This window comes from Bacillus sp. BB081, assembly GCF_008368895.1.
GTDB classification, from domain to species: Bacteria; Bacillota; Bacilli; order Bacillales; family Bacillaceae_G; genus Bacillus_A; species Bacillus_A wiedmannii.
The window spans coordinates 1-13,970 of record NZ_QOZX01000015.1 but is presented as its reverse complement, the minus strand read 5'-3'; the positions used below and the strand labels follow the sequence as shown (position 1 = coordinate 13,970).

Here is a 13,970-nt window from a genome sequence, read left to right as displayed (position 1 = left end):
TGTTATCTTGGATTAAAAATAAACATATTTTGTTATAAAGCAGAAAAACCGATTCTACTAAGAATCGGTTTTTAATATAAAGGTCAACTAAGTTCAAAATAAAAGAGCGCTTATTAACAGCGCTCAGTAAAAATAGATATATGGAAGGATTTATTCAATCCCGTTCGGATCATAAGAATACTGCTGCTTATTCTCAATCCGCTCAATTACGTCTTGCAATTCATCAGGCTTCAGAAACTCAATCGGAGAGAAGCCTTTCTCAAACGTAAGTGTATCAGCCTCAATCATTAATACGTATCGATCATTTACTTTTGCGATATGTATTTGATCCCCGAAATCAGCAAGCAGGGCCTTCACAGAGATATGATCTGCTTTTAGCTTTAATTCCACTTCAGGAGCATGCTCGACGATTTGAGCGGTAGCTTCCATTACTTCTTCAGTTGAAAATTGTTCCATAATTTCGCGTTTCGGACTGGCAGCCCATACTTCCATTGCTTGGTCGAATTGTTCGCGTTCTTCCGTACCTTCTTCAAATACATCTTCAATTTGGTCGTATACCATGTCCATTACTTGTGTTTTCATAATTTCAGGCATAGAGCGTTCGTACTCGACGAATTTTAAGAAGTCTTCAAAGTAGCGGGCGTGTGATGCTTGGTGAATTTTTAGCTCACCCACTTCGACCATACCTTCTTCAGGCATGTACGGATACTGGATAGATTTCATATTTTTTGTTGTGATGGCCATTTCAACGTTACGAATCAGTGTGGATTCATCTGAAATAGAAGCGACTTTCGGTTCGAAGTCACATTTCATAACGAAAACGAATGGATCATCAAAGTATTTGCGTAGTTTTGCTTGCGCAATTAAAAATACACCACCGCGTACAGCACTTGTGTCCAGATATGTATAAACGAGAGGTTCACTCATATCTTTGAAGTTTTCTTTTGTTTCCGCAAAGCGAATGCGATTAAAGAGGTTGTAATGAGGGTTTGAATCAAGTTCGTGCCCTTCTTCTACAATGAAGCGACCAATCTTTGTCGGAGCTTGTTCTGTTTTCGCATGACGTTCTACTTTTCGCTTTGAAATTTTTAATAATTCACCATTCAAAAATTCTTTTAAGGAGCTATCTTCATACTCTTCAGCGTCTAACGTTTGAAAATGTTTGTAGCGTTTATCAACAGCTTCACCTTTTCCTTCTACTTGTACAACATAAAAGGAAAGATAATTTATTTCAAAATCCATATTTATCACCTTGTTTCATTTCATTAACTCTTATCAGTATAGAGATGGAAAAAACTTTCGTCAATTTATATAAAGGAAGGGGGAGCCCCTTCCTTTATATATTTTTTACTTTCGAAATTAAAATCCGTCTTCTAATGCTGAAAATGGAATGTTTAGTCTGTTTTCTATTGTACGTAAACGCTGGTTTAAGCGGTTTAATCTACGTGTATGACGCTCAACCGTGTTTTCTAATTGACGTACTCTTTGTTCAAGCTCATTTACTCGTCTTTCTAGTTGACGGTTTCCAGTACCAGGAAAAGAGATTGGAAGTTGGAATTGTCGATTTTGATCATATGGATTAACTTGTTCTGCTGGATCTATATATTGTTGGTATTGTGCTTGTAAATCATATTGAGGTTGATAACCATTTTGGTTATATGGATCGTATGGATTGTAGGGGTACATAAAAATATCCTCCATTTCTTTAAAATAGGTTAATTCACCATAATGTATGTGTAAAAGCGGAGTGTGGCACGGCAAATACCTATTTATGTTCACAAGGTGTTTCTTTATAAATAAGAATATGGAGTTTTACATTTGTATTTCTTTCGTTTTATGGTATATACTGGATAAAAAGGTGAGGTTACATAAAGGTTACAATTCTATCGAACTCCAACTTTTATGTAAATATGTATAGACATTTAGAAAAGAAAAGAGTAATTTATATAGAGTAAAAAATAACTTGTAACATTTTATAAATATATTGTAAAATGATTGTAACAAAACATACATAAAAATGAAATAATACATAAAAGTAATATTGGGAAAAAGGGGAGAGTATATTGTTCCGTAAAGTAAAGGGTATATTAGTTGGGGTGTTATGTGTAGCTATAGTGAGTGGTTGTGGTGCAAAAGTAAGTGATGTTGCATTAGTAAGTGACATTGGTGGCCACACGGTAGAGGCTAAAGCAGAGGTGCAGGATTCTATTAGTTTAGTAGATGGTCGTACTGGTACGGAAGTGAAAAAGCTAGATTTATCGAGTCTAGGTTATTTTGAAGATGAAGCAAAATTTAAAAAATCGGTAACGAAGGTTGCTAGCGAAGTTGGAAAAAGCGTTGACAAAAAGATGGTCCCTTCACGTGTAGCACCTGATGGAAGTTGGCAAGAAGGAAAACCTTCTTATGAATTAATGGAAAAAGAATTAGTAGATAAATTATTAAACGTTGGTATGTGGGATTCTTCATATCAATTACCTATTGTTGAGAAAAAGCCTATCGCAACATTAAGTGATGCGCAAGGAAGTGGTACGGTAATTGGTAGATATGAAACGAATTTAGGTGGCTCAACAGGTGGCCGTATTGAGAATATTCGCTTGTCAGCAGCGAGCATAAATGGAGTTGTATTAGCAAAAGGAGACAGTTTCTCTTTCAATGCATTAATTGGTGATACAACGCCAGATAAAGGATATCAACTAGGAAAAGAAATTGTAGATGGTAAATTAGTAGATGGATACGGCGGTGGTGTTTGTCAAACATCATCAACTTTATACAATGCAGCAGATCAAGCTGGTTTGAAAATGGTAGAGAGAACGACACATTCTAAAACGGTAGGTTATGTTCCACAAGGAAGAGATGCTACAATTGCATATCCATACTTAGACTTAGTGTTTGAAAACACGAATGATGCACCTGTGAAACTTTATATGGGCATTCAGGGTGGAAAGTTAGTTGCCGAAGTACATAAAATGAGATAAGAATAATTAATCTTATAAAAAAGCCATTATTTCTATTAAGAATAGAAATAATGGCTTTTTCTGTGCGATTTATCCAGTGTAAATTATACACCTTAAGACTGGGTGAATGTGAGGGATAAGCTATTCGAAAAAGTGTTGAATTTAATTCTTAGTTTTCCTATTGACATTATATATAATTAACTGTATTCTTCATATTAACAACTAAATAAATGGAAATATTTATTAGTTTTCTTATCAAGAGAGATGGAGGGACTGGCCCGATGAAATCTCAGCAACAGGCTACAAAAGTACTGTGCTAATTCCAGCAAACGTATGAAGCGTTTGGAAGATGAGGGGAAATGGATTAACATTCAACTCTTCTTATATGTGTAAGAAGAGTTTTTTGTTTAGAGAGGGGGGATAAAGTGAAGTTTGATGTAACGTATTTTTTAGAAAGTTTTCCGCAATTATTTAAGTATGTATACATAACTTTAGGGATTACTGTAGTTTCAATGATTATTTCTTTTGTTATAGGGATTGGCTTGGCGATCATAACGAAAAACAAAACGAAATTTTTATATTCTATTGCAAGAGTATATATATCTTTCTTTAGAGGAACACCTTTATTAGTTCAATTGTTTGTGTTGTATTTCGGATTGCCGCAAATATTTCCAACCTTTACAGTACTTACAGCGATGCAAGCGACTTTAATCGGTCTCAGTTTAAATAATGCAGCATATTTGTCAGAGATTATTCGGGGCTCATTAAATGCTGTGGAATCAGGACAAATGGATGCTTGTTTATCAGTTGGAATGACAAAGGCGCAAGCGATGCGACAGATTATCTTTCCACAAGCTATTCGTGTCGCAGTACCGTCACTTGGAAATAATTTTGTCGGATTGTTAAAAGAATCTTCGTTATCTTTTGCACTTGGGGTGGCTGAAATTTTAGCGCAGGCGAAGATGCTAGCGGCACAATCGTATCGTTATATGGAAAGTTACTTAGCGGTAGCGATTGTATATTGGATTATTACAATTGCAATTAGTTGGGGACAGAAAAAGTTAGAAAAGAAACTTGATGCACCGTATTTGTAATAGAAATGAGGTGATATGTGTGATTGAGATAAGTGATTTGTATAAATCTTACAAAAGCAATGAAGTATTAAAAGGAATCTCACTTACTGTAAATAAAGGAGAAGTGGTAGTCATTATTGGACCTTCTGGTTCAGGTAAATCGACATTATTAAGATGTTTAAATTTATTAGAACAACCAGAGGATGGAAGTATTAGAATTGAAGATTTAGAGATTCATGCAAAGAAGCTTTATAAAAAAGAAATAATACAATTACGTCAAAAAACAGCTATGGTTTTTCAAAACTATAATTTATTTAAAAATAAAACAGCATTACAAAATATTACAACACCATTAACAGTTGTACAGAAAAAAAGTGAAGAAGAAGCGAAAAGAATAGCAAGAGAAATATTAAAACAAGTAGGTTTAGCTGAAAAAGAAGATTTCTACCCAATGATGTTATCAGGTGGGCAACAACAAAGGATTGGAATTGCGAGAGCGATGGCATTAAATCCAGCTATATTATTGTTTGATGAACCGACTTCAGCACTTGATCCAGAATTAGTGAATGAAGTATTACAAGTAATTAAAGATTTGGCAAGACAGCATATAACGATGGTTATTGTTACACATGAAATGAATTTCGCAAAAGAGGTAGCGGACCGCATTATATTTATGGCTGATGGCATTATTGTAGAGCAGGGAACGCCGGAGGAGATTTTTAGGAACCCACAAAATGAACGTACGAAAAAGTTTTTACGACAATTGAATGCTTCAGAAGAAGGCAATCATTTCGTTATTTAGGAGGAAGAATTATGAGGAAATCATCATTATTACTAACATTGGCATTAACAGTATCGGTTGGGCTTTTATCTGCTTGTGGTTCAGATACAGCGAGCAAAAAGGCAGATGAAAAAGTAGTGAAAGTTGGGACGTCTGCAGGTCGTAGCCCATTTATTTTTAAAGAGGGTGAGAAAGTAAAAGGTTTTGATGCTGAAATTATTGAAGCTGCTGCTAAAAAGGCTGGATATAAAGTTGAATGGAATGTTTCTGATTTTGAAGGGTTATTTGGTCTATTAGATTCAGGTCGTATTGATACGATTGCAAATGAATTATCGGTTTCTCCGGAAAGAAAAAAGAAATATGATTTTTCAATTCCATATGTATATTCAGGATCTGTTTTCGCGGTGAAGAAAGATAATAATACAATTAAATCGTTAGAAGATCTAAAAGGAAAGACTGTAGGTGTTGGGCTTGGTACAGCTGGGGAACAAGAATTAAAAGCTTTAAATAAAAATAATGCTTTTACAATTAAAACGTTCTCAGAGGATCCAACAGCGGAATTAAATGAAGTAGGACTTGGCCGTGTAGATGCTTACTATAATGATAAAGTGCAAGTAGAAACAACAATTAAAAAAGCGGATTTAGATAATGTGAAAGTAGGATTTGGTCCACTTAAATGGGGAGAGATTGCATTTCCATTTGCCAAAAAGAGCGAAAAGTTAGAAGATATAAACAAGGCGTTAAAAGAATTAGAACAAGATGGGACATTAAGCGAAATATCAAAAAAATGGCTGAAAGTTGATGCTACAAAAAAACAAAATTAAAATATGTTCGTTGAATGTGGCTATTGTCCATCAACTTATATAAAAATAAAAGGGAACTGGAGAGGAAGTTATTCATGGTACAAATTCATCCGAAAACACGTATTGGTCATGTTGAATTTAAAGTGCAAGATTTAGAGCGCCAAATTGATTTTTATGAGAATGTAGTAGGCTTAGAAGTAATTCAGCGTGAGGAGAATAAAGCATATTTATCAGGAAAAGGTGGAAAGAACACGTTACTTGTTCTTGAAAAATTAGAGGATGGGGTGCCGCAAGAACCGCGTACGACTGGTATATATCATGTAGCCCTTTTAGTTCCAACTCGTGAGGCTTTTGCTTCGGCATTATTTGGTGTGATTCGTAATAAGAATGTAATTGATAGTCCGGCTGAGCAAGAAGGACGTTATACATATTCAAATGAAATTTTACCGATCTCAAGGTTTAATAGTGCAAGTGATCATACGTATAGCGAAGCATTTTATTTACAAGATTTAGAGGGAAATGGTATAGAAATTTATGCAGACCGCCCGCGTGATCAATGGGGAGAAGGACCAGGAGGAAGTACGCCGCTAGATTTAAAAGAACTGGCAACGCTCGTTGATTATGAGGTTGATGGATTACCTGCTAATACTGTCGTTGGGCACGTACATTTACGAATAGCAGATGTAGAGAAGTCACACGAGTTTTATGTAGAGACAGTAGGATTTGAAGTACAACAGCGTGAAGATGACTGCTTATTTATTTCTGCAGGAGGATATCATCACCATATCGGTGCAAATACGTGGAACGGAGTAAATAATCCGCACCCACCAGCTCATGCAACTGGACTTAAAGTATATACAATTGTATTACCGCATAAAGAAGCGTTAGATGAAGTGAAAGAAAGATTAATAGAAAAACAACATAAAGTAAACGAAAGTACAAAAGGATTTACAGTAGTAGATCCTAGTGGTATTACAGTGCAGTTTGAAATAGAGACAGCATAAAAGAAGTCGGAAGGTGTATAATCACTTTCCGACTTCTTTTTGATACGTAATCCAAGTAGCACAAGGGTTAAAAGGAAAGGATTTTAATAATTCCATTGCATATATACTCGTTGAATCGAATTCACCTTGAATGAAAGAATAACCGTGTTTACTTGCATACATAGCTTGTTTGAAAACGAGTAGTTTCAGTAAAGGTAAATTTTCTGTAGTGTGAGTCCCGCACCATCCTAGTTCTAACGTAGTATCCTTTTTTGATGTATGGAGGAAAGAGTACGCAATAATTTTATTCTCTTCATCTATCATTACAAAGCTCCCATCTAGTAATACATCATCAGTTAAGATCTGTTCTTTCCAAGTTTCGAGCGGGTATGAGGCAACGGGATTTGCTAAGTGAGTATCCTCATAATTCGTTTTTACTAAGTGAGCTAGCTTTTCAAAGAAGCTATTATTAGACAAGATGTTTGATAAGATTTGTACATGATAATTTGAATGAAGCATTGTATCAATAGCTATGATTTTTCGTACGTCTAATATCGGCATATATGTTCTTCGGATTTCCGAAAAATTATGTTCTTCATAATAGGCTTTTAAATGAGCCGATGTTTCCCATATAGAGGTTTGTAATGGTAGTTTGAAGTTTTCTCGTTTTTGAATCTCGTTTAATAAAAATTGTTCAATGTGTAGCTCTGAATAGAAAGGATTTGTATATATTCGAAAGTATGTGCAGTATGGATGGAAGTTACTGTTCCACGTGAAAAAGACGCCTACTACATCTTTTTTATAGTAGGCAACATACGCACATTTTGTTTTATTATCTCGTAATAAGTTAAATAGATAAGATTCTTCATTGTATAAATCAATAAGTTGTTTTACTTTTAGCTCGTCACTTTTACTATATTTCTCTATAATAAGGTTATTTTCATTGGATGACTTCTTCATAGCTCAATCCAAAACCTTCTTACAACGTTACCATCTTCCTCAGTGAAATCATCATCGCGAAGCCCACCGTTATGTAAAATTGTTTTTTCAGAAGCTGTATTCACTTCGTCGCAAACGACAAGTACTTTCTCGATGTTTAATTCCTTCGTTTTTTCTAGGGATAATTTTAATAACTTCGTAGCATAACCCTTTTTTCTTTCGGAAGGGCGAATGCCATAACCGATATGACCGCCAGCGTTAAATAAATGCTCGGTTAAACTATGACGTATATTAACAGCACCTACAATTTTATTTTCATCTGTAACGAGCCAATACGTAGAGTCTGGTACCCAAGATTCAGGGAGGTTTATTCCGTTATGCGCATCGTGAAGTTCTTGAATCATTGCCGTGAAATTAGAGGGATCTTTTGAGATAACCCACGGAATCATTGTTTCACCGCTATCTTTCCATTCGTTATAAAAATCTAAGTATTCTTCTTGTAAATCGATAGTAGGTGTAAGTAAAGAGATGTTCATTGTTAGTAAGCTCCTTTATTTATGTAGTATGTATAAAAAAATACGGTGTAAAATGTAAGCGTTTTCTAAACTTTCTCAACCTCATTTCATGTAATCCACCTTTGTTTTTTAAGGAAATTAGAAGTTATTTATTTCATGTTAATATTTAAAATATTAACATGAAATGGTCGGGGTATTAAGTGTATTTTAGCAAAATTCCTTCATATCGATAAAAGGATGTGAGTGATAATTTTTGTTTTATCTATCTATAATGAATGAAAGGGGGAAGGGCTCGTGAGTGTAAATTTTGATTTGATTATACGAATCGGTGTTGCAGGTTTGTTAGGAGCAATAATCGGTATTGAAAGGGAAATTCGATCAAAAGAAGCGGGATTAAAAACACATTTCCTAGTAGCGGTAGGAAGTGCATTAATAATGGTCGTTTCGAAATGTGCTTTTTCAGATATTATGAATGAGGAACATATGGCTCTTGATCCGAGCCGTATTGCAGCACAAGTTGTAAGTGGAGTAGGGTTTTTAGGTGCAGGTACAATTATTATTCAAAAACAGGCAGTGAAAGGATTAACGACAGCGGCTGGTTTATGGGCTACAGCAGGAATTGGATTAGCAATTGGGGCTGGCATGTATGTAGTAGGCATTGGAGCGACGATTCTAGTTTTAATTGGTTTAGAGATTGTGAGTCGTATTTTTAAGGTGCAATTTTTATTTCCACAAAATATAACAGTGCAAATGTGTATAAATAAACGTGAGGCGGTACAACAAATATTAGAAACACTACAAGTGAAAGGCATTCCAATACTTTCATATGAAGTAGAAGCTTTACAGCAAGAAGCAGAAATAGTTTATAAGGTAGGGATGCAGCTGAAAAATATATCGTCAGAAGAAAAGAATGAGTTTATTCAGCATATGCAAACATTACCGGAAGTTACGTTTATAAAGTTAAAATCATAGCATTGAAAACGAAGATAGATGTAGCAGGAATTTCGCTATTATCTATCTTTTTTTTGATATGAATTGCACGAAAAGTCAAGTGTTAATTTTGCACGACATGGATACATATGTGAACGTTCCCTTATTCTTTCTCAATACAGAATAAAAAGTAAGAATAGTAAAATAATGGTGCGGGACACTAAAAAATGTAAGGTAGGGGAGAGCATGAAAGGCTATTCAAAAAAAGTGTTAGTAGGGGTAAGTTTTGCTAGTTTAATGTTAGGAAGTTTTCAAGGGAGCACATTGGCAGAAAGTAAAAAGGGAGAGCAAGTTTCTTATCGGAATGTGCTCAAAATGGAGCCAATTGGTGTACAACTGCCAGTGCAAGAATTAGCTCATTCATCAAAAGTGCTTGAAAATAAGTCTTTTGAGAAAAGGCTACAATTTGCTGATTTGTCGCAAAGACCACCTGAAGTAAAAAAAGAAAGTAAGCAATTAGCTGCAGCGAAAACTTATACAATTGCTGAACTAAATCAATTAAGCAATCAGCAGTTAGTAGATTTACTTGTAACAATTGATTGGGAGCAAATTACGGGTCTATTTCAATTTAATAAGGATAGCCTTGCATTCTATCAAAATGATAGTAGGATGCAGGCAATTATTGATAAATTGAAGCAGCAAGGACAAGCTTATACGAAAGATGACTCCAAAGGGATTGAGACTTTAGTAGAGGTATTACGTTCAGGATTTTATTTAGGATTTTATCATACAGAATTAAGTAAACTAAATGAGCGGAGCTATCATGATAAATGCTTACCTGCATTAAAAACGATTGCGAATAACCCGAATTTCAAACTGGGTACGTTAGAACAAAATAGAGTTGTATCATCATACGGAAAATTAATAGGAAATGCTTCGAGTGATGTGGAAACGATAACATCAGCTGCAAAGATTTTCAAACAATATAACGATAATTTTTCTACATTGGTAGACAATCTTTCAGCTGGAAATGCGATTTACGATATTATGCAAGGTGTTGATTACGACATTCAATCGTATTTGTACGATACGAGAAAAGCACCGAAAGATACAGTATGGTACCAAAAAATTGATAGCTATATTAATGAATTAAGTCGTTTTGCTTTAATCGGAACGGTGACAGAGAAGAATGGTTGGTTAATTAATAATGGTATTTATTATACAGGTAGACTTGGTACGTTCCATAGTACAGGAACGAAAGGATTGCAAGTTGTAACAGACGCGATGAAAATATATCCGTATTTAGGAGAGCAATATTTCGTAGCGGCTGAGCAAATCGCGACGAATTATGGCGGGAAAGATGCAAATGGAAATGTTGTTAATTTAGATCAAATACGAGAAGACGGGAAGAAAAAGTATTTGCCGAAAACGTATACGTTTGATGATGGGGCAATTGTTTTAAAGGCCGGAGATAAAGTGACAGAAGAAAAAGTAAAACGTCTATATTGGGCGGCAAAAGAAGTAAAGGCACAATTCCATCGTACAGTTGAAAGTGATCAACCTTTAGAAAAAGGAAATCCTGATGATGTATTAACGATGGTTATTTATAATAGTCCAGCTGAATATCAATTTAATCGTCAATTGTACGGATATGAAACGAATAACGGTGGCCTTTATATAGAAGGAACAGGTACGTTCTTTACTTATGAACGTACGCCAGAAGAAAGTATTTATAGTTTAGAAGAATTGTTCCGACATGAGTTTACTCATTACTTACAAGGTAGATATGAAGTACCAGGGCTTTGGGGACAAGGTAAGATGTATGAGAATGAGAGATTATCTTGGTTTGAAGAAGGGAATGCGGAGTTTTTTGCGGGGGCAACGAGAACGGATAATGTTGTACCGAGAAAGAGCATTATAGGAGGAATATCTTCAAATCCATCAGAACGTTATACGGCAGAGCGAACGTTAAATGCAAAGTATGGAACGTGGGATTTCTATAATTATTCCTTCGCTTTACAATCGTATATGTACAATAAGAGATATGATATGTTTGACAAAGTTCATGATCTTATTAGAAAAAATGATGTAACAGCATATGATGCATACCGTTCTACTTTAAGTAAAGATGCGAATTTAAATAAAGAGTATCAAGATTATATGCAAATGTTAGTCGATAACCGTGAGAAATTTAATGTTCCATTAGTATCAGATGATTATTTAGCAACTCACGCACCAAAACCAGTTTCAGATATTGCGGCAGAAATTACAGCAGAAGCAAAATTAAGTAATGTATCAGTTAAGAAAAATAAATCACAGTTCTTTAATACATTTACACTGCAAGGAACGTATACAGGTACTACTGCAAAAGGGGAATATGAAGACTGGAAAACAATTACACAAAACGTAAATGATACGTTAAAACGTTTAAGTGCAAAAGAATGGACAGGCTACAAAACAGTAACAGCTTACTTTGTGAATTACCGTGTGAATGCATCAGGACAATTTGAATATGATATTGTGTTCCATGGTATGAATACAGAAGAAGGTGCTGTGAATAAAGCGCCAGTTGTGGTTATAAATGGTCCATATAACGGAAATGTAAATGAAACAATTTCGTTTAAAAGCGATGGATCAAAAGATGAAGATGGAAAAATTGTTACTTATAAATGGGAGTTTGGTGATGGTACTGTAAGCAATGAACAAAATCCAACTCACGTGTATACAACAGAAGGAACGTACACGGCAAAATTGACAGTAACAGACGACAAAGGATTAACGAATACTGTTACAACGAATGTAACGGTTCAAAAGAAAGAAGATAACAGTGTAGAAAAAGAGCCAAATAATTCATTCCAAACAGCAAATAAACTGCAATTAAATCAAGTTTTACGTGCTAGTTTAGGAAATGGTGATACGAGTGATTACTTTGAAATAAATGTGGAAACTGCGAAAAACCTACAAATTAATGTAACGAAGGAAAATAATATCGGAGTAAACTGGGTTCTTTATTCAGAAGCGGATTTAAATAATTATGTTACGTATGCCCAGCAAGAAGGGAATAAGTTAATAGGAAGTTACTACACATATCCAGGAAAATATTATTTACATGTGTATCAGTATGGCGGGGGAACAGGGAATTATACGGTAGAAGTAAATTAGAAAAAAGGCAATTGTTTTTTAAAACTGGAAATCAATATTAGTTTATATTTAGTAATGCAGGTAATGATATCAGTTATAAAGATAGATACTGGAGTATCGTTATGAATCTCAAAAAAATTATACTTTAAATGAAAAAATAACTGTAAGTAATGTATCTAATGACATTAAGAAATCAAGTATCACGAGACTTTATCTTGAAGTTAAGTAGACCTAATTAGTAAATGAGATACAATAGTTGATGAATTATGATTTCATAGAGAAGTGAGCAAAGTAAAAAGGACTAGAGTTTATCGGTAAAAACGGATATACTCTGGTCCTTATTACTTTTAATTTATTCACGAAATCAAGATAATTAATGAATCAAGTAGTGGTATTTTTGAAATTTATTTAATAAGTTAAGTAGAAAGAATTTATCATTCAAATAATTCCGTTATATTAGCAGGGGATACTAATAGAAAAGCGTGTCCCCTTACCTAATTCACTCTCTATCTCTATATCACCATTTAACTCTTTAATAACACTATAAGCAATCATAGTACCAAGGCCAGTCCCTTTTTCAGTTGTTGAATAGAATGGCAAAGCAATCCGCTTTATTTGCTGAGAAGACATTCCAATCCCTGAATCAATAATATCAATTATAATATTTCCTTTTATTTTCTGTATATTTATTTGTAATACTCCACCATTTATCATGGCCTCAATTCCGTTTTGTATGATGTTGTTTAGACAGATTCTGAATTTTTCGGGGTCTCCATTTATATAAAAGGAATCTGTATTATTTTGTTTTATTTCAACTTTGTATGATAGAGCTAGTGGTGAAATAGTGTCTTTCACTTGATTTAAAATATGATTAATATCTATTTTCTCTTTTAGGATGTTCTGTGGTTTTGTTAAAGATAAATAGTTATTAATAGTAGATTGTATTTGCTCCATTTCAATTAACATGATTTCTAAGTACTGATCCTGAGGTAGCTTAGAGGCATGTTTTTCATTTAACAACTGAGTGAATCCATGTACTGTAGTTAGTGGATTGTGGATTTCGTGTGCAATGGACGCCGCTAGTTCGCTAGCTATATAAAATTTTTCAGCCCGTTGCAGCTTTTCTTTCATTTTATATTTCTCAATCATTCCCTCTATTAAATACACTGATAATAATACTGTGAAAATATTAATGATTATATAATTTAATAAAAATTCTATGAGAGTAGAGTCTATTTTACTACCTGTATGTATTTGAGTTACAATACCGCAGATAGAAAGTGAAGTTGTACATACTAAAATAAGAAGAAAGCTCAATAATATCTTTTTTTCTTTAACATATAGAGGTAATAAGTAATGGAAGAGCATTGTTATAACAGCAATGATAGTAAAGATAATAAATGATGGAAGAACGCCATTTCCACCTAAGTAAAATCGATAAGAAAGATATAAAATTCCTATAAAAATAATATTTTTTGTATTTCCATATAGAAAAACTAATATGATAGGAATAAAACGTAAATCATAAATAAATCCAGTATGTAACTGAAAAGGAAAAGTCATACAAAAAATAGTAGCAATAGAGGAAAGGATAGAAATCAATATATTATTACATGTTTTTTTTTCTTTAAATTCTAGCCAAAATACGTGGTAGCTAAGGATACAAATTATTATTATAAAGGTATTTAATAAAAGAGTAGATATTCCCATAGGTTTGCATCTCCGATAGTTTGTATATTGGATTATGTATGAGTTGAACTTAGATGTTTAATTAGCAGTAGACTTTCTATTTAAAAAAGGAAGAGCGCTTGAAAAAGTACTATAATATTACTTTTATCCCGCATTAACGGG

The 13,970-nt window shown here is 34.0% G+C and carries 12 protein-coding genes and 1 riboswitch; of the genes, 7 read left to right on the top strand and 5 right to left on the bottom strand.

Going from position 1 to position 13,970, the window contains the following annotated elements:
- Positions 1-150 precede the first annotated feature (150 nt).
- Positions 151-1,242 (bottom strand): DUF3900 domain-containing protein, encoded by a 1,092-nt coding sequence (locus tag DN394_RS07630; protein WP_000345047.1) that lies wholly within the window; start codon positions 1,240-1,242, stop codon positions 151-153.
- Between the two features lie 117 nt (positions 1,243-1,359).
- Complete coding sequence (locus DN394_RS07625; protein ID WP_116300170.1) at positions 1,360-1,701, bottom strand: hypothetical protein; 342 nt, start codon at positions 1,699-1,701, stop codon at positions 1,360-1,362.
- A gap of 362 nt (positions 1,702-2,063) precedes the next feature.
- On the opposite strand from DN394_RS07625, the gene DN394_RS07620 reads away from it, so the two are divergent.
- The 5 genes from DN394_RS07620 to DN394_RS07600 all read left to right on the top strand — a co-directional run bounded on the left by DN394_RS07620 (position 2,064) and on the right by DN394_RS07600 (position 6,615).
- Complete coding sequence (locus DN394_RS07620) at positions 2,064-2,975, top strand: VanW family protein (protein WP_097917324.1); 912 nt, start codon at positions 2,064-2,066, stop codon at positions 2,973-2,975.
- Positions 2,976-3,203: 228 nt separating this feature from the next.
- Positions 3,204-3,310: riboswitch (SAM riboswitch) on the top strand.
- Between the two features lie 69 nt (positions 3,311-3,379).
- Positions 3,380-4,048 carry an amino acid ABC transporter permease gene (locus DN394_RS07615; protein WP_097917323.1) on the top strand — a complete coding sequence of 223 codons (669 nt, stop codon included), beginning with the start codon at positions 3,380-3,382 and terminating at the stop codon, positions 4,046-4,048.
- 19 nt (positions 4,049-4,067) lie between these two features.
- Positions 4,068-4,829: an amino acid ABC transporter ATP-binding protein gene (locus DN394_RS07610; protein ID WP_176522710.1), complete on the top strand. Its 762-nt coding sequence runs from the start codon at positions 4,068-4,070 to the stop codon at positions 4,827-4,829.
- A gap of 11 nt (positions 4,830-4,840) precedes the next feature.
- Positions 4,841-5,632, top strand: coding sequence for an amino acid ABC transporter substrate-binding protein (locus DN394_RS07605; RefSeq protein ID WP_046954613.1), 792 nt, complete (start codon positions 4,841-4,843; stop codon positions 5,630-5,632).
- A gap of 74 nt (positions 5,633-5,706) precedes the next feature.
- Positions 5,707-6,615 carry a VOC family protein gene (locus DN394_RS07600; RefSeq protein ID WP_149293698.1) on the top strand — a complete coding sequence of 303 codons (909 nt, stop codon included), beginning with the start codon at positions 5,707-5,709 and terminating at the stop codon, positions 6,613-6,615.
- A gap of 21 nt (positions 6,616-6,636) precedes the next feature.
- On the opposite strand, the gene DN394_RS07595 is transcribed toward DN394_RS07600, so the two are convergent.
- A complete protein-coding gene (locus tag DN394_RS07595; RefSeq protein WP_098092248.1) occupies positions 6,637-7,554 on the bottom strand; it encodes a GNAT family acetyltransferase in 918 nt (305 codons plus the stop codon).
- Positions 7,551-8,069, bottom strand: coding sequence for a GNAT family N-acetyltransferase (locus tag DN394_RS07590; protein WP_097917319.1), 519 nt, complete (start codon positions 8,067-8,069; stop codon positions 7,551-7,553). The genes DN394_RS07595 and DN394_RS07590 overlap by 4 nt, the downstream gene beginning before the upstream one ends.
- Before the next feature lie 273 nt (positions 8,070-8,342).
- Between DN394_RS07590 and DN394_RS07585 the strand changes: the two genes are divergently transcribed.
- Together DN394_RS07585 and colA are read left to right on the top strand one after the other, a co-directional pair.
- Positions 8,343-9,020, top strand: a complete 678-nt coding sequence (locus tag DN394_RS07585) for an MgtC/SapB family protein (RefSeq protein ID WP_149293697.1) — start codon at positions 8,343-8,345, stop codon at positions 9,018-9,020.
- Between the two features lie 204 nt (positions 9,021-9,224).
- Positions 9,225-12,140: a collagenase ColA gene (gene colA, locus DN394_RS07580; protein ID WP_149293696.1), complete on the top strand. Its 2,916-nt coding sequence runs from the start codon at positions 9,225-9,227 to the stop codon at positions 12,138-12,140.
- Between the two features lie 435 nt (positions 12,141-12,575).
- On the opposite strand, the gene DN394_RS07575 is transcribed toward colA, so the two are convergent.
- Positions 12,576-13,829, bottom strand: coding sequence for an ATP-binding protein (locus DN394_RS07575; RefSeq protein ID WP_097917317.1), 1,254 nt, complete (start codon positions 13,827-13,829; stop codon positions 12,576-12,578).
- Positions 13,830-13,970: the final 141 nt, after the last annotated feature.

Bases quoted from the DNA above. Each gene is read 5' to 3' on its own strand.
- DN394_RS07630 (WP_000345047.1), bottom strand. From the start codon at position 1,242: ATGGATTTTGAAATAAATTATCTTTCCTTTTATGTTGTACAAGTAGAA.
- DN394_RS07625 (WP_116300170.1), bottom strand. From the start codon at position 1,701: ATGGAGGATATTTTTATGTACCCCTACAATCCATACGATCCATATAAC.
- DN394_RS07605 (WP_046954613.1), top strand. From the start codon at position 4,841: ATGAGGAAATCATCATTATTACTAACATTGGCATTAACAGTATCGGTT.
- DN394_RS07600 (WP_149293698.1), top strand. From the start codon at position 5,707: ATGGTACAAATTCATCCGAAAACACGTATTGGTCATGTTGAATTTAAA.
- DN394_RS07595 (WP_098092248.1), bottom strand. From the start codon at position 7,554: ATGAAGAAGTCATCCAATGAAAATAACCTTATTATAGAGAAATATAGT.
- DN394_RS07590 (WP_097917319.1), bottom strand. From the start codon at position 8,069: ATGAACATCTCTTTACTTACACCTACTATCGATTTACAAGAAGAATAC.
- colA (WP_149293696.1), top strand. From the start codon at position 9,225: ATGAAAGGCTATTCAAAAAAAGTGTTAGTAGGGGTAAGTTTTGCTAGT.
- DN394_RS07575 (WP_097917317.1), bottom strand. From the start codon at position 13,829: ATGGGAATATCTACTCTTTTATTAAATACCTTTATAATAATAATTTGT.